This is a genomic window from Aeromonas sp. R4-1, assembly GCF_040908325.1.
Classification (GTDB): domain Bacteria; phylum Pseudomonadota; class Gammaproteobacteria; order Enterobacterales; family Aeromonadaceae; genus Aeromonas; species Aeromonas veronii.
On record NZ_JBFODM010000079.1, the window covers coordinates 35,858 to 55,815 of the forward strand.

Annotated in this window: 19 protein-coding genes; 13 read left to right on the top strand and 6 right to left on the bottom strand. The window is 58.9% G+C overall.

From position 1 onward, the window contains the following. Window positions 1–3 precede the first annotated feature (3 nt). From AB5Y90_RS14735 to AB5Y90_RS14750, 4 genes are all read left to right on the top strand, one after another. Window positions 4–2,808, top strand: coding sequence for a response regulator (locus AB5Y90_RS14735; RefSeq protein WP_307896680.1), 2,805 nt, complete (start codon window positions 4–6; stop codon window positions 2,806–2,808). Window positions 2,809–2,974: 166 nt separating this feature from the next. After that, window positions 2,975–4,711, top strand: coding sequence for an ABC transporter transmembrane domain-containing protein (locus tag AB5Y90_RS14740; protein WP_368167090.1), 1,737 nt, complete (start codon window positions 2,975–2,977; stop codon window positions 4,709–4,711). Continuing rightward, a complete protein-coding gene (locus tag AB5Y90_RS14745) occupies window positions 4,708–6,459 on the top strand; it encodes an ABC transporter transmembrane domain-containing protein (RefSeq protein ID WP_005352554.1) in 1,752 nt (583 codons plus the stop codon). Before AB5Y90_RS14740 ends, AB5Y90_RS14745 begins: the two co-directional genes overlap by 4 nt. A 165-nt stretch (window positions 6,460–6,624) precedes the next feature. Next, window positions 6,625–7,098: a DUF4442 domain-containing protein gene (locus AB5Y90_RS14750; RefSeq protein ID WP_307896682.1), complete on the top strand. Its 474-nt coding sequence runs from the start codon at window positions 6,625–6,627 to the stop codon at window positions 7,096–7,098. A gap of 33 nt (window positions 7,099–7,131) precedes the next feature. On the opposite strand, the gene ybcJ is transcribed toward AB5Y90_RS14750, so the two are convergent. Further along, window positions 7,132–7,365, bottom strand: a complete 234-nt coding sequence (gene ybcJ, locus AB5Y90_RS14755; protein WP_005361116.1) for a ribosome-associated protein YbcJ — start codon at window positions 7,363–7,365, stop codon at window positions 7,132–7,134. Window positions 7,366–7,625: 260 nt separating this feature from the next. Here ybcJ and AB5Y90_RS14760 point away from each other — a divergent pair, with 260 nt between their 5' ends. The 3 genes from AB5Y90_RS14760 (at window position 7,626) to pdxY (ending at window position 10,085) form a co-directional block, all read left to right on the top strand. After that, window positions 7,626–8,189 carry a hypothetical protein gene (locus AB5Y90_RS14760; protein ID WP_005333596.1) on the top strand — a complete coding sequence of 188 codons (564 nt, stop codon included), beginning with the start codon at window positions 7,626–7,628 and terminating at the stop codon, window positions 8,187–8,189. Window positions 8,190–8,272: 83 nt separating this feature from the next. After that, window positions 8,273–9,049, top strand: a complete 777-nt coding sequence (locus AB5Y90_RS14765; protein ID WP_307896683.1) for a DUF429 domain-containing protein — start codon at window positions 8,273–8,275, stop codon at window positions 9,047–9,049. A 172-nt stretch (window positions 9,050–9,221) separates the two neighbouring features. Beyond that, entirely contained in the window at window positions 9,222–10,085 is an 864-nt protein-coding gene (gene pdxY, locus AB5Y90_RS14770) for a pyridoxal kinase PdxY (RefSeq protein WP_043824274.1), read from the top strand. 106 nt (window positions 10,086–10,191) lie between these two features. On the opposite strand, the gene AB5Y90_RS14775 is transcribed toward pdxY, so the two are convergent. From AB5Y90_RS14775 to AB5Y90_RS14785, 3 genes are all read right to left on the bottom strand, one after another. Then, entirely contained in the window at window positions 10,192–11,310 is a 1,119-nt protein-coding gene (locus AB5Y90_RS14775; RefSeq protein WP_307896684.1) for a glycerol dehydrogenase, read from the bottom strand. A gap of 487 nt (window positions 11,311–11,797) precedes the next feature. Further along, window positions 11,798–12,190, bottom strand: a complete 393-nt coding sequence (locus AB5Y90_RS14780; protein WP_159143829.1) for an NUDIX domain-containing protein — start codon at window positions 12,188–12,190, stop codon at window positions 11,798–11,800. 17 nt (window positions 12,191–12,207) lie between these two features. Beyond that, window positions 12,208–12,765: a class IV adenylate cyclase gene (locus tag AB5Y90_RS14785; RefSeq protein WP_307896685.1), complete on the bottom strand. Its 558-nt coding sequence runs from the start codon at window positions 12,763–12,765 to the stop codon at window positions 12,208–12,210. Window positions 12,766–13,064: 299 nt separating this feature from the next. Here AB5Y90_RS14785 and AB5Y90_RS14790 point away from each other — a divergent pair, with 299 nt between their 5' ends. Both AB5Y90_RS14790 and AB5Y90_RS14795 read left to right on the top strand, forming a co-directional pair. Further along, on the top strand, window positions 13,065–13,910 hold the full coding sequence (locus AB5Y90_RS14790; protein WP_118854763.1) for a DUF5718 family protein: 846 nt from the start codon (window positions 13,065–13,067) through the stop codon (window positions 13,908–13,910). Between the two features lie 57 nt (window positions 13,911–13,967). Beyond that, the gene (locus AB5Y90_RS14795; protein ID WP_307896686.1) at window positions 13,968–14,408 is read left to right on the top strand and encodes an acetyltransferase; all 441 of its coding nucleotides are present in this window, start codon (window positions 13,968–13,970) and stop codon (window positions 14,406–14,408) included. 77 nt (window positions 14,409–14,485) lie between these two features. Here AB5Y90_RS14795 and AB5Y90_RS14800 read toward each other — a convergent pair whose 3' ends face one another. Both AB5Y90_RS14800 and AB5Y90_RS14805 read right to left on the bottom strand, forming a co-directional pair. Continuing rightward, window positions 14,486–14,806, bottom strand: coding sequence for a DUF4377 domain-containing protein (locus AB5Y90_RS14800; RefSeq protein ID WP_019446103.1), 321 nt, complete (start codon window positions 14,804–14,806; stop codon window positions 14,486–14,488). A 92-nt stretch (window positions 14,807–14,898) separates the two neighbouring features. Then, a complete protein-coding gene (locus AB5Y90_RS14805) occupies window positions 14,899–16,185 on the bottom strand; it encodes a citrate synthase (protein ID WP_307896687.1) in 1,287 nt (428 codons plus the stop codon). Window positions 16,186–16,627: 442 nt separating this feature from the next. Between AB5Y90_RS14805 and sdhC the strand changes: the two genes are divergently transcribed. From sdhC to AB5Y90_RS14825, 4 genes are read left to right on the top strand one after another with little or no spacing between them, the layout of a single operon-like run. After that, window positions 16,628–17,005, top strand: coding sequence for a succinate dehydrogenase cytochrome b556 subunit (sdhC, locus tag AB5Y90_RS14810; RefSeq protein ID WP_005333571.1), 378 nt, complete (start codon window positions 16,628–16,630; stop codon window positions 17,003–17,005). Beyond that, window positions 16,999–17,343, top strand: a complete 345-nt coding sequence (gene sdhD, locus AB5Y90_RS14815; protein WP_005333558.1) for a succinate dehydrogenase, hydrophobic membrane anchor protein — start codon at window positions 16,999–17,001, stop codon at window positions 17,341–17,343. Before sdhC ends, sdhD begins: the two co-directional genes overlap by 7 nt. Before the next feature lies 1 nt (window position 17,344). Beyond that, window positions 17,345–19,111, top strand: a complete 1,767-nt coding sequence (gene sdhA / locus AB5Y90_RS14820) for a succinate dehydrogenase flavoprotein subunit (RefSeq protein WP_040066317.1) — start codon at window positions 17,345–17,347, stop codon at window positions 19,109–19,111. Between the two features lie 16 nt (window positions 19,112–19,127). Then, window positions 19,128–19,844 carry a succinate dehydrogenase iron-sulfur subunit gene (locus AB5Y90_RS14825; protein WP_005333549.1) on the top strand — a complete coding sequence of 239 codons (717 nt, stop codon included), beginning with the start codon at window positions 19,128–19,130 and terminating at the stop codon, window positions 19,842–19,844. Window positions 19,845–19,958: the final 114 nt, after the last annotated feature.

Genomic DNA, 19,958 nt, shown 5'->3' on the forward strand with positions numbered 1-19,958 from the left:
GGGATGAATAAAGGATCACGGAAAAACCGTGCTGTGCCAGGGCTGATCGTTGCCTTGCTGCTCGCCTTTTCGGGCTACTGCTGGCAGTCGCTCAGTCAGCAGCAACAGGCCCACGACCTGAATGACGCGGCCGAGGTGGTGCTGAACCGGATCAACGCCGATACCGTCTATCTGCTTGGGCGGGAGCAGGCCAATGACAGTAATGTCCAGCAGCGCCTGAACCAGTTATCCATCACCCTTGACGGTTTTGTACGGGAAGTCAGAAGCGATCCCGAGCTGGTGCAAGACGACCTTTCCCAGGCTCTGCTTGATGACATGGACACCTATCTGATGGCGCTGGCCAGGCTTCATGCCATTGAGATGGCTATCGAGTACCTCAATGCGCCCCTGCAGGCCCAGATTAAAAAGGTGCGGGGGATAAGCCCGTCAGACAGTGCTCTCCATCGCGACCTGGAGGAGCTGGCGCAACTGAGCAACTATCTGCAGCGCAGTTGGGACAAACGTGAACAGACTACGCTGGACCAGTTGCAACAGCAGTTGCAATCCCGTTATGGCAACTTGCCGGAGATCGCTACCCTGATCCGCCTGAGCAAGGAGATGAGCCAGCAGGTGATTGCCTATCACACCTTGCGTTACCAGCTCATCGACATGCATGTGATCGAGAGTCTGGTGCGCTGGAAACTCGACAAGCTGGAGCGCGCTTCCTCTTTGATGAACCGCTTCTATCTGATGGTGCTGTGCGGGGCTTTGATCTGCTTTGCGCTGGTGGCTTTCACCCTGTGGCGCCGCAACCAGAAGCTGAGCGAGTTGTCGCGCCAGACCGGCTTGCTGGCCCAGGCCAAAAGCGATTTTCTGGCCAACATGAGCCATGAGATCCGCACCCCCATGAATGCCATCATAGGTTTTAGCTCGCTGGCACTGCAGACCGAACTGGATCAGCAACAGCGGGACTATCTGGGCAAGATCAAATCCTCATCCGATACCCTGCTGCTGCTGATCAACGACATCCTTGATTTGACCAAGGTGGAGTCAGGCAAGCTGACGTTGGAGGAGATCGACTTCGATCTCAGCGAGCAGCTCGATTCGCTGGCGGGCATGTTTGCCGATCTGGCGGAGCGCAAACACGTGGAAGTGGTTATTCGCAAGTCACCGGAGGTGCCGGTCTTCTTGCGTGGGGATCCCCTGCGATTGGGACAAGTGCTGGTCAATCTGGTGAACAACGCCATCAAGTTTACCGAACGCGGTGAAGTCGAAGTCTGCATCGAGCTGGCCAATCCTCACCCAATGCGGATCTGCTTTAGTGTGCGCGATACCGGCATCGGCATTGCCGAAGAGAAGCAGACCCAACTGTTTCAGGCGTTTACCCAGCTGGAGGCGGGCAATACCCGCAAATATGGCGGCTCGGGTCTTGGACTCAACATCTCCCAGCGGCTGGTGGAGCTGATGGGGGGGCGGATCACCGTAGAGAGCAAGCCTGGCGTCGGCTCTCTGTTCAAGTTCGATATCCCGATGGCGCAGGCGGTCTACGGTGTGGCTGGACGGAAAGTCTTCTTCGAAAACCAGCCGCTGGTGATGGTGATGGATGACAACGAACTGGTGCTGGATTTGGCCCGGGACATTCTGACTCGCGCGGGAGTGCGGGTGCTGCCGGTCAACTCCCTTTCCCGCGCCCGTCAGCTGCTCCGTGAAGAGGGACCGAATCTGCGATTGGCGATCCTCGACTGGCGCATGGGTCAGGAGGATGGGCTCGATCTGGCGCTGGAGATGTATCAGCACAGTCAGTGGCGGCGGATCCCCATCCTGATGATCAGTGCCTGGGCCAGAGAGGGGCTACACGCCAGGATGGACAGCATGGGGCTGACCCATTTTCTGCCCAAACCGATGACCGAAAATGCCCTGCTGGCCAAGGTGGACGAACTGCTCAACGGCAGCTCCTACGAGCTCAACCTGCGCAAGGCCGAGGCACAGGGGGATCAGCAACACTTCAAATCCCTGTTGCAGGGTACTCGAGTGTTGTTGGCGGAAGACAACCGGGTCAATCAGCAGCTCATCATCGAGTATCTGCGGCGCGTCGATGCGGTAGTGTGTGTGGTCAGCAATGGTCGGGAGGCGGTGGAACGGGTCGCCGAGCAGCCTTTTGACGTGATCCTGATGGATTTGCAGATGCCGGTGCTGGACGGACTCGATGCCACCCGCCAGATCCGTAAGATGGTCGACAAACACGATGTGCCCATCATTGCCCTCACCGCCAGTGCAATGCCCGGTGACAAGGAGCGTTGTTTGGGGGTGGGGATGAATGGTTATGTCACCAAGCCGGTGAGCAAGCTGGATCTCTACAACAACCTGCTGCAGTGGGTAAAGCCGCAAGGGGTGGAGCAGGCGGGGATCATGGAGGTGAAACCGCCGGATATGATCGGGATCCTCGATCTGCAGGATGCCCTCAAGCGGCTGGAGCAGGACAAGGAGGCATTGCAGATCCTGTTCAAGCTGTTCATGTCGGAGCACAAGGACGATCTGTGGGAGATCCGCTCCGCCCTGCGCCGTCAGCAGCCCGAGGTGGCAAGCAAGCTGCTGCACACCCTCAAGGGGGTGTCTGCCAATATCTCGGCGGCCCGTCTGCAATTGGTGGCTGGCGAGCTGGAGTGGCGCTTGCGGCAAAACGAGGTGCTAAGCGAGACGGATCTGGAGCAGTTGCAACAGGTCTTTAGCCAGACCCGGGAAGAGGTGTCACACTTCCTGTTGACCGGTGAGCAGCATGAAAATTCGTATAATCCCTATTCATCAGGGGATGATCGCATGTCACAGTGAATTAAATAGTAATTATTCTCAACCATCCCGGTTCGGGATATGATGAGCTTTCGTTCGAATCGCCTCCAGCCGGAGGCGATTGTTTTCATTCTTCTATTTCTGCGTGGCTTCTCTGATGGCCGCTCCTTGGAGCGGTCACGGGCAGAGAGCGCTAAAGGTTGGTGATGTGAGCGTATTTTTACGATTGAGCTGGTTTTTCAAGGAGCAGTGGCCCCGTTATCTGGCCGCCATCTCCCTGCTGCTGATGGTGGCCCTGTTGACCGTGATTCCGCCCAAAGTGGTGGGCTGGGTGGTGGATGGCATCACCAGGGGCGGTCTCGACAATGGTACCCTGATGCGCTATCTGGCGGGGCTGTTTGGTCTGGGTGTGCTGATTTATCTGCTGCGCTACGTTTGGCGGGTGATGCTGTTTGGTGCCTCTTACCGTCTGGCCTATGTGTTGCGCAATCGCCTGTTCAGCCATTTCACCCGGATGAGCCCCGATTTTTATCAGCGCCACCGTACTGGCGATTTGATGGCCCATGCCACCAATGACATTCAGGCTGTGGAGATGACCGCTGGCGAAGGGGTGCTGACTCTGGTGGACTCCATCATGGTCGGGGTATTGGTGCTCTCCATCATGTGCAGCCAGTACTCCTGGCAGTTGACGCTGGTCTCCTTGCTGCCGCTGCCGGTGATGGCCTATTTCATGAACCGCTTCGGCACCCAGATCTACACCCAGTTCAAGGCTGCGCAAGGGGCCTTCTCCAGGCTCAACAACAAGACCCAGGAGGCCCTTTCCGGCGTGCGGGTGTTGAAATCCTATGCGGTTGAATCGCTGGAAGATGAAGGCTTTGCCGAGCTGACCAAACAGGCGGGGGAGCGCAATATGGCGGTGGCCCGCATCGATGCCAAATTCGATCCGGTCATCTATCTCTGTATCGGTTGCTCCTACTTCCTCGCGGTGGCGGGGGGCAGTGTGCTGGTGCTGCGCGATGAGTTGACCCTGGGTGAGCTCACCAGCTTCACCATGTACCTCGGCCAGCTGATCTGGCCGATGTTTGCCATCGCCTGGCTGTTCAACATCATCGAGCGGGGCAGCGCTGCCTACTCCCGTATCGAAAGCCTGCTGGGGGAGCGTAGCGATATCGAAGAGCCCGCCCAGCCGGCCGTGTTTACCTCTGCGTTTCCTTTGCAGATCAAAGGGGTGAGCTATCAACTTGAGCAGCGCACCCTGCTTGCGGATATCGACGTTACCCTCAAGCAAGGGGGGATGCTCGGGGTGGTGGGGCGCACCGGGGCAGGCAAGAGCTCCCTGCTCAAGTTGCTGATGCGCCTTGCCAATCCGACTCACGGTTCGATTGTCATGGGTGGCGTTCCGATTGACCAGCTGCCGCTCGCCACACTGCGCAGCCAGTTTGCCTATGTGCCGCAGGAGCCATTCCTGTTTTCCACCACTATCGCCGCCAATATCGCCCTGGGCAAACCCGATGCGAGCCGCGAGGAGGTCGAACGGGTGGCGCGCATTGCCTGTGTCCACGATGATATTGTGCGTTTCCCCAAGGGCTATGAGACCGAGGTGGGGGAGAAAGGGGTGACCCTCTCCGGCGGCCAGAAACAGCGGCTGGCCATTGCCCGCGCCCTGCTGCTGGATGCGCCCATTCTGGTGCTCGATGATGCGCTCTCGGCGGTGGATGCCCACACCGAGCAGCAAATTCTGCACGCTCTCAAAGCCCATCGTCGCACCCTGATCCTGGTCAGCCATCGCATGACGGCGGTGGAGCAGGCCGACGAGATCCTGGTGCTGGAGCAGGGGGCCGTTAGCGAGCGAGGTCATCACGGTGCCCTGATGGCGCACAATGGCTGGTATGCAGATATGGTGCGTTATCAGCGTCTCGAAGAAGCGGTGGAGGAGAGCCTGTGAATCCGACCATTAAACGACTGCTCGCCTACTGCGCCCAGTATCCTCGCTGGCTGATCCAGGCGGGGATTTGCCTGCTGCTCGCCACCGGCGCCGAAGTGGCCGGGCCGCTGCTGATCAAGCTCTTTATCGATGACTATCTGGCGCCTCGCAATATCGTGCTGCCCACCATAGCCCTGATTGCAGCGGGCTATCTGGGCTTGCAGGTACTCTCGGCGGCGGGCTTCTATTTGCAATCCCTGCGCTTTAACCGTATCGCCCAGGCGGTGGTGCAAACCTTGCGCGAGCAGGTGTTTGCCACCGCCATCCGCTTGCCGGCCCGCTACTTTGACAAGCATCGCTCCGGCTCGCTGATTTCCCGCATCACCAACGACACCGAGGCGATCATGAACCTCTATGTGCAGGTGATCGGCTTGCTGGTGCAAAAAGTGGTGCTCTTGTGCGGCATCCTCATCTCGATGGCGCTGCTGGATCTGCGGCTGATGCTGGTCTGCTCCCTGCTGCTGCCCGCAGTGGGTGGGGTGATGTGGCTCTACCAGAAACTGAGCGTGCCGGTGGTGCGAGCGACCCGCAGTCTACTCTCCGACATCAACAGCCGCCTCAACGAGTCGCTGCAGGGGATGCCGGTGATCCAGGCGATGGTGCAGGAGCGCCACTTTGCCAACGCCTTTGCCGAGGTGAACCAGCAACACTGGTCGGCACGGATCAAGAGCCTCAAGATCAACGGCATTTTGCTGCGTCCGCTCATCGATCTCTTCTACATGATGGTGCTGATCGGCCTGTTGGCGCTGTTTGCCCATGAGGGGGGGAGCCACGCGGGTGCTATTCAGGTAGGGGTGCTTTACGCCTTTATCAGCTATCTGGGGCGGATGATCGAGCCGCTCATCGAGATGACCAACCAGCTTAACCAGTTGCAGCAGGCGATGGTGGCGGGGGAGCGGGTCTTTGCCCTGCTTGATGAAACCCGCGAGAGCACCGAGGGCGAGCTGCGCCCGCTGGAAGGGCGGGTCAGTTTCGAGCGGGTGAGCTTCTCCTACGATGGTGAGCAACAGGTGCTGCGGGAGGTCAGCTTTGCCGCAAAACCGGGCCAGATGCTGGCGCTGGTGGGCCATACCGGCAGCGGCAAGTCCACCATCATCAGCTTGCTGATGGGCTTCTATCCGCTGGATCAGGGGCAGATCCGCTTCGATGATCACGCACTGGATACCCTGTCGCTGGCGGCGGTGCGCCGCAGCATCGGGCTGGTGCAGCAAGATCCCTTTATCTTCGTCGGCACCCTGGCGGAGAACCTGCGTCTCGGTCGGGCCGGAATAGACGAAGCGCGGCTCTGGCAGGCGCTGAGCGAGGTGCAGCTGGCCGAGTTTGTGCGCAGCTTGCCACAGGGGATCAACACCCTGATGGAGGAGGGAGGCAAGAACCTCTCCGCCGGTCAGCGGCAACTGCTCTCCTTTGCCCGCGCGCTGGTGGGGGATCCGCGTATCCTCATTCTGGATGAAGCGACGGCCAGCGTGGACTCCCAGACCGAGTTGGCGCTGTCGCAGGCGATCTCTGCTGCCCGTCGTGGCCGCACCACCATCGCCATCGCCCACCGCCTCTCGACCATCGTCGATGCGGACGAGATCCTGCTGCTCTCACGCGGTCAGGTGAACGAGCGGGGTACCCATGGTGAGTTGATGGCCCTCGGCGGTCACTATGCCCAGCTGTTCGAGATGCAGAGTCAGGGGGCCTGGCTGGAAGAGAAGCGCGCCTGATCGGCACATTTGCTGTAACAGCGACATGAGCGAAAAGAGGGAACCGGTGCGGTTCCCTCTGTTTTTTGCGTTGGGCAAAGGTCGTAACCGTGATCCCTGTGCTTGTCGAATGGCGCAGATGCAGGCAACATGTTGTTTACATTAACTCATCGGATCAGTTCGCATATGGATTTGCAAGGCTTCAAAGCCAATCTGGCGCTTCGGCTGTTTGCCTGGCGCTATATTCCCGTCATCGGGTTTTGTGCCCCGATCATCGAAGAGATGAACGCCAAAGCGCTGCGCATTCGCATTCCTCTTGGCTGGCGTACCCGCAACCACCTGGGCAGCATGTATTTTGGCGCGCTGGCGACCGGCGCCGATCTGGTAGGTGGTCTACTGGTGATGGAGAAGGGGCGGCAGCGGCGCAAGAAGGTGCACTTCGCCTTCAAGGATGTGCAGGGGGAGTTTTTGAAACGACCGGAGGGGGATGTGCAGTTCGACTGCGCAGCGGGGGAGGAGATTGACGCCATGATCGACGAGTCGCTGGCAAGCGGTCAGCGCATTAATCGCCCCATCCGGGTGGTGGCCACCTGCCCGTCATTGAACGGGGATGAGGCGATGGCGCGTTTTGTGCTGACCCTGTCGATCAAGGCCAGCTAGCGGGTTGCCGGAGAGTGGCTCCCCGAAACGGGTTTAGCCAATCTCCGGGCTGACACCCTCTTTCACCACGACCTTCATGCCGTTGAAGTTGACCACCTGTTCGGCCACGATCTTGCAGCGCTTGCGGGTCTCCACCTGACCGTCCACCTCGACCAGCCCTTCGGCAACGAGGGCTTTGGCGGCGCCGCCACAATCGGCCCACCCCTGATGTTTGATAAGGTCACACAAGGCAACGAAGGGGTGACCTTCGAGCAGAAACGTCTCCATGGGAAATCCTCTAGATGGATGAATGCCGGATACAGCAGGGCGACTATTTTAGGCAGTTCGCTCAGGCAAAGAAAGGAAGAGGGGCCACTCGCTGCGAAAAAGTGGCCGATTGTCTTTAAGGTGGCGCTTTCGCAAGACCTGATGGAGAGGTGAGAGGGCCACCCGTGACGTATCGTGACGCACCTCGTCCCTGCTGGTGTGCCCACATTAGCCCCTGACTGTTAGGATCGGGCCACTCTCAATGGCCCAAGGAACTTTCCATGACACTCTCCCGCCTGCTGCTGGCATGCAGCGCCCTTACTCTGTGCGGTGTCGCGCAGGCCAGTACTCCGGTGCAGGTCTCGCTGCCTGGGGTCAATTTGCCCGCGTCCCATCAGGTGGAAGGGGCGCGCGCCTCGCTGCTCTACGGCCGGACCGGTCAGGTGAAGGGTATTGATCTGCCGATCTTCGCCCTCTCCGATGTGGATCAGTTCAGCGGCCTGCAGCTCGGGATCTTCCTCGGTGCTGGTCGGGTGCGCCACCAGTTTGGCGGGGTCGCCATCAACGCCATCAACTGGCACGAAGGGCAAGATACCGGCGTCAATCTGGGGCTGGTCAACCTGACCAACAATGTACAGGGGCTTAACTGGGGAGCGGTCAATATCGCCAAGGGCAATGCGCTGGCCAACGTTGGCTTCGTCAACTATGCCGAGCGTACCACCTTCCAGATTGGCTTTATCAATGCGACCAAGCACCTCGACGGCTTGCAGATCGGGCTGGCCAACTATGCCGCCAACGGTGTGTTCCCCATTCTGCCGCTGGTGAACTTCCAGAAATCGTTCTGAGTGGGCGGTTCGCTTTGCGTTAAGGGCCTCTGCTGATTACCCTGTGCCTCTTGCAACTTGTGACAGGCGAACAGAGGTAATTGATGACGGCAGGGCAAATGAGTGCAATCGGGATCGGCTGGGATGTGCGTGGCTGGCAGGGCAGTGCCCAGGCGGTGGCCGTGGTGGGCTGGCAGGCCGAATCCAACCGCCTGCACTGGCTCGGGGTGTCGCCGCTGTTTCGTCTGAGCTCGCGGGTGGCGCCGGATCTGGCCGCCCTGCTGCGTCCGGCCCTGCAAAACGAGCTGACCCTGATGCAGGTAGAAGCCTGCCCGCAACTGGCGCTCGGTATCGATGCTCCGCTCGCCTTTCCCCGTGCCTTGCGGGATCTGCTCAATGGCCAGCCACACAGCTGTGCCGTGCCCGAGCGGGAGATAGACAACCCCTACGCCTACCGCGACTGCGAGCGCTGGCTGTATCAGCAGTACGGCAAGAAGCCGCTGTCGGCTACCTTCGACCGGCTCGGCAACAACGCCACCCTAGCGCTCTCCATGCTGCCGCGACTCTCGGATCTGCAACTGGTGCCGACCGTTGCTCCGAAGACCAGTCGCGCCGTGCTGGAGGTCTATCCGGCATTGGCCAAAGTGGGCGGCAAGGCCTCCCCGGCATGGCCCGAGCTGGCGGCACAGCTGCCTGCGGATGTGCTGGTCGGCACCGATCGCTACGATGCGGCGCTCTGCGCCCTGATGGCGCTGCAATATGCCGCTGGTGGCAAGGTGACGGTATTGCCTGAGCTGATTTCGCCACCCAGTGACATGCCTTGTGATGAGGGATGGGTCTATCACTTTGCCCGTCATGCTGTTGAACGTAACGGGATGTGACGGACGGACGCGGCGGATCATGGCGCCGCTCACCCTGTTGACGCGGGCCATATGGCGTAAAAAACCTGTCTTTAGTCAGGAAATTGCCTGTTCATCCCGCGCCAAGGTGGCGCATCGTTATCTTCATCCGATATATTGCCCACCTTGCTGATCCTTTGCTGTGGTATTCCCGATGAAATCCGTTCTCTCTATTCAGTCCCACGTGGTCTTTGGTTGTGCCGGCAACAGCGCGGCCGTCTTCCCCATGCGTCGCCTTGGTATGGATGTATGGCCCATCAACACGGTGCAGTTTTCCAACCACACCCAATATGCCCAGGGGTGGCAGGGAATGGCGATGCCGGCGGGTCATATCAGTGCGCTGGTGAAAGGATTGGGCAATATCGAGGTGTTGAGCCAGTGTGACGCCGTGCTGAGCGGTTATCTTGGCTCCGCCGAACAGGGAGACGAGATCCTGACCGTGGTCAACGCCGTCAAGGCGGCCAACCCCGATGCAATCTACTTCTGCGACCCTGTGATGGGGCACCCGGAGAAGGGGTGTATCGTCGCTCCCGGCGTCACCCGTTTCCTGACCGAGCAGGCGCTGCCGGTGGCCGACATGATGGCCCCCAACCTGCTGGAGCTGGAGACCCTCTGCGATACCCATCTGGCTGATCTGGATCAGACCCGCGCGGCTGCCCATCAGCTGCTGGCCCGCGGCGTCAAGCTGGTGCTGGTCAAGCATCTCGGTCGTGCGGCGCAGGACTCCAGCCGCTTCGAGATGCTGCTGGCGACCCCGCAAGGGGATTACCTGATTGCCCGTCCGCTCTACGACTTTGCCCGCCAGCCGGTGGGGGTTGGCGATCTTATCAGCGCCCTGATGCTGGCCAATTTGCTGGCCGGTCACGATGCGGTTAGCGCGTTCGAGCGCACCAACGCCTCGGTGGATGCGGTGCTGCAGGAGACCTGGCGCCAGCAGGCTTACGAGCTGCAACTCATCACCGCGCAAGATGCCTTCGCCCTGCCAGAGGTTGAAGTGCGAGCGGTGAAACTCCCCTGAGTCAACGCGGACTTTCGTCTATCCCGACAAGGGGGGGGATGCAGATGAAAAAGGCTTGCCAATGGGCAAGCCTTTTTACTGTTTGCCTATTTAGTGCGGCAAGCAATCAGATGCGGGGATGGCAGAGGCGATAACGCTCAGCCATGGCATTGGCCGCTACCATGGCGGCGTAGACATCCTGTTCACTCACTGTCATCGGCATGTTGCCCATGGTATCGAGGGGATCGCAGGCCAGCTGCGCCACCTTGCGCCACTCGCTTTCATCAAAGTGGGTGAGCCCCAGTTCTTGCAGTGTCATGGGCAGGCCTGCACAGTCGATGATGCGAAACACCTCATCAAGCTCATGTTGCGGGGCGCGCTCAAGCACGAGTTGGGTCAGCAGGCCGAAGACCACCTTCTCGCCATGTTGGGCACGATGGAGATCCGCGATCAGTGACATGCCATTGTTGATTGCATGAGCGGCGGCCAGCCCACCGGCTTCTGCGCCGACGCCACTGAGGTAGATGGTGGCCTCGATAACCTGCTCCAGCGCCGGAGTCGAGACATGGTGGCGTATCGCATCCATGGCCAGCTCGATGTTCTCACCAAGCAGCTCGTAACAGAGCTGTGCCAGACCAAGGCCAGTACGTGAAGGGCGCTTGCCGACCAGATTGAGCCCGTCCGCCCGATAGCAGGCGCGCGCCTCGAAATAGGTGGCCAGGGCATCGCCAACGCCTGCGGAAAAGAAGCGGGGAGGGGCGGCGGCAATGATGGCAGTGTCAGCCAGCACCACGTCCGGATTTTGCGGCAGGAACAGATAGCGCTCAAATTCCCCCGCCTGGTTGTAGATCACCGCCAGTGCCGTGCAGGGGGCATCTGTGGAGGCAATCGTCGGGAACAGCACAACCGGACGGCGCAGATAGAAGGCCACGGCCTTGGCGACATCCAGCGTCTTGCCGCCGCCGATCCCGACAATCACGTTCGCACCATATTGCTCTGCAAGGTGGGTCAGGCGGTGGATCTCCTGTTCGGTGCATTCATAGCGAAACTTGTCGACCACTCCCCTGAGGCCTGCCTGCAGGAGCCCCGCCAAAGCTTCTTCCCGTACCCGCTCCAGAATGAACTCATCGCTGATGAGCAACGCATAGTCACCAAAATCTTTAACGTGCTCATGGAGTTGCGGGAGAAGGTGTTGACCGATGATGAACTTTTTGGGGGAGGTAACTGTACGAGGCAAAGTGGGCATCCATTATTCCTCAAGGCAGTGAACAACATAGATTTGATTATCAAATGGGTCTCTCACGATACGCCTGATGAGGCAATAGATGAAGAAGAAAAGGGGGGTGTTTTAATCATTAATTAATCTTTCTGTTTATTTGGTTGTATTTTGGGGTGAGCAATTGGCGGTGTTGAGGCATACAGGAGCAATGGCTCTATCGTGGCAATCCGTCGCAAGCCATATTGCTGCAACAAACAGTCACGCTGGCAACAAGCAGGGCCGCTTGGTGCGGCCCTGCTGTATTTGTATAAGGCATAGGGGATGGTCAGAGCGGTTTGTAGAAGATGACTGTCGCAGCAAGGGAGCCTCGGCGTTGCGTGCACTTTGGTAGGTTGCTGCGCTCTTAACTTCCACAACGTTCATCTGACATCCTTGTCGTTGCGCTGTTATGTGGCTGATTGCCACCGTTGGTTCATATGAGGTAGGTACTTATGCTCGCCGCGAGTACGGCTTGTCAGCGGATCAGCTTCTGCTCAACCAGCCAGGTAAACAGCAGGCGGGAGACGGGGGAGAGCTCATCGAGGTGAGAGCTGTCGAGCCAGCGCAGCTCGGCAATTTCTGCCGAGGCGATTGGGGTGCCGCTCGCTTCGCCGGTGTAACAGCGCAGTCTCACCACGACTCCTGCCGGTTTGCCATCGGCCTGGGCGCTGAACTCGCAGGCAAAGCGCAGGGTATCGGGCTGCAGGGTAACGGCCAGCTCCTCCTCAATCTCGCGGATCAGCGCCGCCTCGTCGCTCTCGCCCGGTTCCCGCTTGCCGCCTGGGATGTAATAGATGTCCTTGCCGTGGGAGCGGGCGCAGAGCAGCTGCTGATCTTTAAAGGTGAGCCAGGCGAGTTTGTCGATCATTGAGTTGCATCCTCTGGTTATGTGGTGCGTATTGCCTGCATGTACAGGGTGCGGTAGGAGCGAGGCTCCTGCGCATCGGGAGAAAGTCCCAACTGATCTGCCAGCGCGAGCAGTTGCTGGCGAAACGCCGGGAGGCGTTCCTCGTCATCGGTCATGATGGCGAGCTCGGCAAAATCCCCGATCTCGGCCAGATGATCCAGGGTGACGTGAAACGGGCCAATAAAGTAGATGCTGCGCCTTTTGGTGATCACGAGTATCTGCCGGTAGTTCATGGTCAAGAGCATGCTGACGGCCTTGTCCGCATTATTGATATTGACCGCCTCGCAGCGATCCGTCTCGGGCCCCTTGACGATCCAGAGCTGGATGCCGGAGGGCTGCATGGTGCGGATAGCCAGACTTTTGCCAGCCTGGGCAAGGGCATCATCCGGGGTGTCGAAGTAGCGATCCTGCTCCAGATTATCCTCCAGCATGATCTCCGGATTGAGGGCGAGCAGTGCCTTGAGGAAGGCGGGGCGATCCGTCAGCTGATATTTGAACTCGACTTCGAAGCGGCCCTGAAAGTGCGCCTGTGACATCAAGAAGATCCCTCTGTGAGCCTGTGTGGCAGGCAGCCTAACAAAGATGAAGTTGAGTCCCAAGGAGAAAGAGGGGATAGGTCGGAAACGCACTGTTTCCAGCGCGGTGACCGCGTAGCTGAATGAGTGCGCAATCGCTGGTTCGCCACAGCCTTCTCGTCCCTAAAAAAGCGGACTGGCGCACATCACGACAGGGCCGGACTGGGCGAAGGCGGGCCCCTTGTGGTTTAATCTTGCCACTTTAGCGGTAGTGGGTGACGGGCCTGCTACCTTGCGTGGGCAAGATGCAGGTGAGCAAGATGCAGATAGCAGCAGAGAGCAAGTTTATCGGACTCGGGGTCGCGGGCAATTTCGCCGGTCATCTGGAGCAGGCGGGCGAAGCATCGGACTTCGTAGCGGTAGTCGTGCGCGACACCACGGCGCCCAAGGCGCTGTTTCCCTTCTTTGTGCCGGGCCATCCGGGTCAGCTCGGGGTATTCCCGTTGAGCGACAAGGCGATCTTCCTGCCGGAAGCGGCGGTCAGCGGTGACGAGAAGGTGCAGATCGAGCCGGAAGTAGCCCTCTGGTGCGAGCTGGAGTATGCCGGCAAGCAGGTGGTGGCGATCCATCCCCGCGCCTTTGGTGCCTATAACGACTGCTCCATCCGCCGTCCCAACGCCAAGAAGATCAGCGAGAAGAAGAACTGGGGCGAAGAGAGCAAGGGGTTGGCGGCCAAGCTGCTGCCGCTTTCCGGTTTTGCCGCCGGTTGCGAGCTCGATGACTATCGTATCGCCTGCTATCTGGAGCGCGATGGCGAGCTGCACGCCTACGGGGTAGACAGCGCCGCCATCGACTACAGCTACTTCCACGGCAAGCTGCTCGACTGGGCCATCGACAAGTTCAATCATCAGCAGGATGAAGGGCCGGCGGAGCACATTCAGGGACTGCTGGCGCAGGCGGGACATCCTCCCCATGCGCTCATCAGTATCGGTGCCACCCGCTATACCCCGTTTGGCGAGACCCACTTCCTCAAACCGGGCGACACCTCCTGCGTGGTGGTCTATCCGGGCAGCCGTTATAGCGAAGCGGATATTCGCGAAGCGATCTGCAGCCGCAACTTTGGCGCTGATATGTCGGTGCTGCTGCAGGCGGTGCAGGCGCGTTAATCACCGTTGCCAGCGGGAAGGTGTCTCTTCCCGCTGGTTATCATATCGAGTTATTTTATGACGATTGTTCCGGTATCCCGGGCCGATTATCCGGCCCTGATCGATCTGTGGGAGGCTTCGGTGCGGGCGACCCACCACTTTCTGCCCGAGGCCGAGATCCTCGCGCTCAAACCGCTTATTCTGGAGCACTACTTCGATGCGGTGACACTGCACTGTGCCCGCACAGAAGAGGGGCACATTACGGGTTTTAGCGGGGTACACGAGGGCAAGCTGGAGATGCTGTTTGTGGCTCCCGAGGCGCGCGGCAGTGGCGTGGGGCGTTTGCTGGTGGCCCATGCCATCAGCCAGTGCGGCGCGACGCTGGTTGACGTTAACGAGCAGAACGAACAGGCGGTGGGCTTCTATCTGAAGATGGGATTCACAGTGACGGGTCGCTCGCCGCTGGATGGTCAGGGCAAGCCCTATCCGTTGCTGCATATGGCGCTGGCGCCGACCTGATCGTGCCTGATGAGGCGCAGTACCCATAAACCAACGGGGGATGGCATCAGCCATCCCCCGTTTTTTGATCGTGTTTGTTACTTGCTGGCGACCTTGTTCACCACCTTGATCAGCTGATAGCGCACGGAGGGGGCATCGGCCGGCACATCGGTGAGCTGCTCCTTGCTGACAGTGAGCTGGTAGCGGTAACCCGGCTCGAACTGGAAACCTTCAATATTCTGGTAGAACAGCGTCCAGGGCTGCTGCTCATCACTGCGAACCTGCATGCACTGCATTGGGCCAACCCCGACGCAATCGACCAACTGGCTGTTGATATAGAGGGTCTCCCCCTGTGACGAGGCGGGGGCGCTCTGGCAGGCGGTCAGCAGCAAGGCTGCGCTGATAAACAGTGGTTTCATAATGGACTCCTTAACGCGAAAGGGGGCATTAGAGCGGCAAACAAAAAGGCGGTCAATGACCGCCTTTGTAACAAACCATATCAGCGCAGTGGTTAGCGCTGCTCGAGTGGAGTGAACTCGCGCAGCGGGTGGCCCACGTAGAGCTGGCGTGGGCGACCAATCTTGCTGTCCGGGTCTGAGTGGAACTCGTTCCAGTGCGCAATCCAGCCGATAGTGCGGGAGATGGCGAAGATCACGGTGAACATGCTCATCGGGATGCCGATCGCCTTCATGATGATGCCGGAGTAGAAGTCCACGTTCGGGTAGAGTTTCTTCTCGACGAAGTAGGGGTCGGAGAGCGCAATACGCTCCAGCTCCATGGCCACGTCCAGCAGCGGATCCTTGATCTGCAGCTCGGTCAGTACTTCGTGGCAGGTTTCGCGCATCACAGTGGCACGAGGGTCGTGATTTTTGTAGACACGGTGACCGAAGCCCATCAGACGGAACGGATCATTCTTGTCCTTGGCCTTGGAGATGTACTCGGGGATGCGATCCACCGAGCCGATCTCTTCCAGCATGCGCAGGCAGGCTTCGTTGGCACCACCGTGGGCCGGTCCCCACAGGGAGGCGATCCCCGCGGCGATACAGGCGAACGGGTTAGCACCGGAGGATCCAGCCAGACGAACGGTGGAGGTGGAGGCGTTCTGCTCGTGATCCGCATGGAGGGTAAAGATACGATCCATGGCGCGTTCAACGATGGGGTTGACCTTGTACTCTTCGGTCGGCACGCCAAACATCATGTGCAGGAAGTTACCGGCATAGGAGAGGGCGTTACGCGGCTGCATGAACGGCTGGCCGATGGAGTACTTGTAACACATGGCGGCCAGAGTCGGCATCTTGGAGAGCAGACGGAAGGCACAGATCTCGCGATGCTGCTCGTTATTGATGTCGAGGGCATCGTGATAGAAGGCGGAGAGGGCGCTGACTACACCGCACATGATGGCCATGGGGTGGGAGTCACGACGGAAGCCGCGGAAGAAGAAGGCGATCTGCTCGTGCACCATGGTGTGGCGGGTGACCAGACGTTCGAATTCGGCATATTGCGCCTTGGTCGGCGCTTCGCCGTACAGCAGGATATAGCAGACTTCCAGATAGGTGGCCTGGGTGGCCAACTGGGCGATGGGGTAACCACGGTGCAGCAAGACACCCTGATCCCCGTCAATGTAGGTAATGGCAGATTTGCAAGAACCGGTGGCCATAAAACCGGGGTCAAAGGTGAAATACCCCTGTGATCCCAATTTTCTGACATCGATGACATCCGGGCCGATGGTGCCGGAGAGGATCGGCAGTTCGACCGGATCTTTTCCGGGCAGGTGTAGGGTGGCTATCTTATCAGCCATAGCACGTCTCCTTTGCTCTTTATAATTTGGTTCCAGTCCTACTCTATTACGACTTTTATGACGCTGGCAAAGGTTGTTACCCATACCGAAGTGGCTGGAGCGCCTTATTTGAAACAGAGTTCCTTATCAATGTCAATTTTGCTGAAACCCCATTAATGGCATTAATGAAATGTTAAATTAAATATGCGATCGAGTTTGCGGTTTTGTGTTTTCTTTGTAGCTAATTGATTGTCTTCGGTTAAGGCCGCCGATATACTGCGCCACGTGGGTCATGGCTGCGGGTGTTTGAAACGCTTTGGCAAAGCCTGATGTGAAACCGAAAACTCGCGTTTTGGCTTTTTCAGAGTGTTTTGGTAACAAAAAACCAACAATCACCATTCCGTGCCCTCAAGTGTGAGTTAAAACAATAACTAACGTGCTCAATGGAGCTGAGTGGGCAAGCGTGAAAAACAAACAGAGACCGGTCAACCTCGACCTACAGACGATCAGCTTTCCTGTCACTGCCATTGCATCCATCCTGCACCGTGTTTCAGGGGTCATTACCTTTGTTGCACTGGGCATCTTGCTGTGGATGCTTGGTACTTCACTCGCCTCTCCCGAAGGGTTTGAAACCGTGGTTGCCATCATGGACAACTTCCTGGTCAAACTCGTGCTGTGGGGGATCCTGACTGCGCTGGCATACCACATTGTGGGCGGCTTGCGTCATCTGGTCATGGATATGGGCTATTGGGAAGAGCTGGAATCCGGCAATCAGAGCGCCCGCGTGGCCTTCGTGATCACCGCGATCCTGGCTGTATTGGCGGGAGTGCTTGTATGGTAACCAATTCTGCAACCTTCGGGCGCAGCGGCGTTCACGATTACATCCTGATCCGCGCCACCGCCCTCATCATGACCTGTTATGTCCTCTATCTGGTGGGCTTTGTCGCGTTCAACGACATCACCTACGAGGTGTGGGCAGGCTTCTTCGCCAAAACATTCACCAAGGTATTCACCCTGTTGACCCTGCTCTGCGTACTGATCCACGCCTGGATTGGTCTGTGGCAGGTGCTGACTGACTATATCAAGCCGGTAGGGCTGCGCGGGGCGCTGCAATTTGCCCTGGTCGTGGTGCTGTTTGTCTATCTGATGACGGGTTTCGTCGTGCTGTGGGGTGTGTAAGGTGACTATTCCAACTCGTGAATTTGATGCGGTGGTGATTGGTGCCGGTGGTGCCGGTATGCGCGCCGCGCTGCAGATTGCCCAGTCCGGCAAGAGCTGCGCTCTGTTGTCCAAGGTTTTTCCAACCCGTTCTCACACTGTCTCCGCCCAGGGCGGGATCACGGTTGCGCTGGGCAATGCCCACGATGACAACTGGCAGTGGCATATGTATGACACGGTAAAAGGTTCCGATTACATCGGTGATCAGGAAGCCATCGAGTACATGTGCAAAACCGGCCCCGAGGCTATCTATGAGCTGGAGAACATGGGGCTGCCCTTCTCCCGTTTCGATAACGGGTCTGTCTACCAGCGTCCGTTTGGTGGTCAGTCCAAGAATTTCGGTGGCGAGCAGGCTGCCCGTACCGCAGCGGCCGCCGACCGTACCGGTCACGCCCTGCTGCACACCCTCTATCAGCAGAACGTCAAGAACAAGACCACCGTCTTCTCCGAGTGGTATGCGCTGGATCTGGTGAAAAACCAGGATGGCCATGTGGTGGGTTGTACTGCCATCGATATGGAGAGCGGTGAAGTGGTCTACTTCAAGGCCAAGGCCACCGTGCTGGCGACTGGCGGTGCCGGTCGTATCTACCAGTCCACCACCAATGCCCACATCAATACAGGTGACGGTGTCGGCATGGCGTTGCGTGCCGGCGTCGGCGTGCAGGACATGGAAATGTGGCAGTTCCACCCGACCGGCATCGCCGGGGCAGGGGTGCTGGTAACTGAAGGTTGCCGTGGTGAAGGCGGCTATCTGCTCAATAAAGATGGCGAGCGCTTCATGGAGCGTTACGCCCCGAACGCCAAGGACTTGGCCGGTCGCGACGTGGTGGCCCGCTCCATCATGATCGAGATCCGTGAAGGCCGTGGCTGCGATGGTCCTTGGGGCCCGCACATCAAGCTCAAGCTGGATCACCTCGGCAAAGAGGTGCTGGAATCCCGTCTGCCGGGGATCTGCGAGCTCTCTCGCACCTTCGCCCACGTGGATCCGGTCAAAGAGCCGATCCCGATCATTCCGACCTGCCACTACATGATGGGCGGCGTGCCGACCAACGTGAATGGCCAGTGCCTGACTCAGGACAAGAATGGCAACGATGTACCGGTGGTCGGTCTGTTTGCGGTGGGCGAGATTGCCTGCGTCTCCGTACACGGTGCCAACCGTCTGGGTGGCAACTCCCTGCTGGATCTGGTGGTGTTTGGCCGCGCTGCCGGCATGCATCTGGTCAACACCCTGGGCGAGATGGATCACGGCCGCGATGCTTCCGAGTCGGATCTGGATGCCGCACTGGCCCGCTTCAACCGCTGGGAAAATTGCCGTGACGGGGAAGACCCGGTGCAGATCCGCAAAGACCTGCAGCGCTGCATGCAGAATAACTTCTCGGTGTTCCGCGAAGGTGCTGCGATGGCAGAAGGGTTGGCCGAGCTCAAGGTTATCCGCGAACGCCTCAAGTCAGCCCGTCTGGATGACACCTCCAAAGAGTTCAACACCCAGCGCATCGAGTGCCTGGAGCTGGACAACCTGATGGAGACGGCGTTTGCCACGGCGGTTGCCGCCAACTTCCGTACCGAGAGTCGCGGTGCTCACTGCCGCTTCGACTTCCCGGATCGCGACGATGAGAACTGGCTGTGCCACAGCCTCTATCATCCGGACACCGAGTCCATGACCCGTCGCGCTGTCAACATGTCACCCAAGACCCGTGAGGCGTTCCCGCCCAAGGTCCGGACTTACTGATTGCGGAGCCAGCCCTATGAACGTCACATTCTCTGTCTACAGATACAATCCGGATGTTGATAACGTCCCCCATATGAAGGAATATCGTCTTGATATTCCTGAAGGTTCCGACATGATGGTGCTCGACGCACTGATCCAGTTGAAAGAGCTGGATCCCACGCTCGCCTTCCGCCGCTCTTGCCGCGAAGGGGTCTGTGGATCAGACGGTCTCAACATGAATGGCAAGAACGGTCTTGCCTGTATCACCCCGCTCTCCGACCTGCTGAAGAAGGGCAATAACGTCGTTATCCGCCCCTTGCCCGGCCTGCCGGTGATCCGTGATCTGGTGATCGACATGACCCAGTTCTACACCCAGTGGGAGAAGGTCAAACCCTTCCTCATCAATGATGACAAGTTGCCGCCGGTGCGTGAGCACCTGCAATCCCCCGAAGAGCGCGCCAAGCTTGACGGCCTGTACGAGTGCATTCTCTGTGCCTGCTGCTCCACTTCGTGCCCCTCCTTCTGGTGGAATCCCGACAAGTTCATCGGTCCGGCCGGGCTGCTCGCCGCCTACCGCTGGCTGGCTGACAGCCGCGACACCGCGACCACCGAACGACTGGGGAATCTGGACGACGCCTTCAGCGTGTTCCGCTGCCATGGCATCATGAACTGCGTGAACGTCTGTCCGAAAGGCTTGAACCCGACCAAGGCGATTGGCCAGATCAAGTCGATGTTGCTCAATCGGGCTGTTTAGTATCAGGGCCGGCCAGGTGCTGGCCCGACCTCTGGATAGCCATCCCACCCGTGGCAGGATGGCTATTTGACCCCTACAAGCTGCGCAGCAGTAACAAGAAGTACAAGGGATAGA

Excerpts from the sequence above, each read along its gene's own strand:
- AB5Y90_RS14735 (WP_307896680.1), top strand. The coding sequence starts at position 4 with ATGAATAAAGGATCACGGAAAAACCGTGCTGTGCCAGGGCTGATCGTT.
- AB5Y90_RS14750 (WP_307896682.1), top strand. The coding sequence starts at position 6,625 with ATGGATTTGCAAGGCTTCAAAGCCAATCTGGCGCTTCGGCTGTTTGCC.
- ybcJ (WP_005361116.1), bottom strand. The coding sequence starts at position 7,365 with ATGGAGACGTTTCTGCTCGAAGGTCACCCCTTCGTTGCCTTGTGTGAC.
- AB5Y90_RS14760 (WP_005333596.1), top strand. The coding sequence starts at position 7,626 with ATGACACTCTCCCGCCTGCTGCTGGCATGCAGCGCCCTTACTCTGTGC.
- AB5Y90_RS14765 (WP_307896683.1), top strand. The coding sequence starts at position 8,273 with ATGACGGCAGGGCAAATGAGTGCAATCGGGATCGGCTGGGATGTGCGT.
- pdxY (WP_043824274.1), top strand. The coding sequence starts at position 9,222 with ATGAAATCCGTTCTCTCTATTCAGTCCCACGTGGTCTTTGGTTGTGCC.
- AB5Y90_RS14775 (WP_307896684.1), bottom strand. The coding sequence starts at position 11,310 with ATGCCCACTTTGCCTCGTACAGTTACCTCCCCCAAAAAGTTCATCATC.
- AB5Y90_RS14780 (WP_159143829.1), bottom strand. The coding sequence starts at position 12,190 with ATGATCGACAAACTCGCCTGGCTCACCTTTAAAGATCAGCAGCTGCTC.
- AB5Y90_RS14785 (WP_307896685.1), bottom strand. The coding sequence starts at position 12,765 with ATGTCACAGGCGCACTTTCAGGGCCGCTTCGAAGTCGAGTTCAAATAT.
- AB5Y90_RS14790 (WP_118854763.1), top strand. The coding sequence starts at position 13,065 with ATGCAGATAGCAGCAGAGAGCAAGTTTATCGGACTCGGGGTCGCGGGC.
- AB5Y90_RS14795 (WP_307896686.1), top strand. The coding sequence starts at position 13,968 with ATGACGATTGTTCCGGTATCCCGGGCCGATTATCCGGCCCTGATCGAT.
- AB5Y90_RS14800 (WP_019446103.1), bottom strand. The coding sequence starts at position 14,806 with ATGAAACCACTGTTTATCAGCGCAGCCTTGCTGCTGACCGCCTGCCAG.
- AB5Y90_RS14805 (WP_307896687.1), bottom strand. The coding sequence starts at position 16,185 with ATGGCTGATAAGATAGCCACCCTACACCTGCCCGGAAAAGATCCGGTC.
- sdhD (WP_005333558.1), top strand. The coding sequence starts at position 16,999 with ATGGTAACCAATTCTGCAACCTTCGGGCGCAGCGGCGTTCACGATTAC.
- AB5Y90_RS14825 (WP_005333549.1), top strand. The coding sequence starts at position 19,128 with ATGAACGTCACATTCTCTGTCTACAGATACAATCCGGATGTTGATAAC.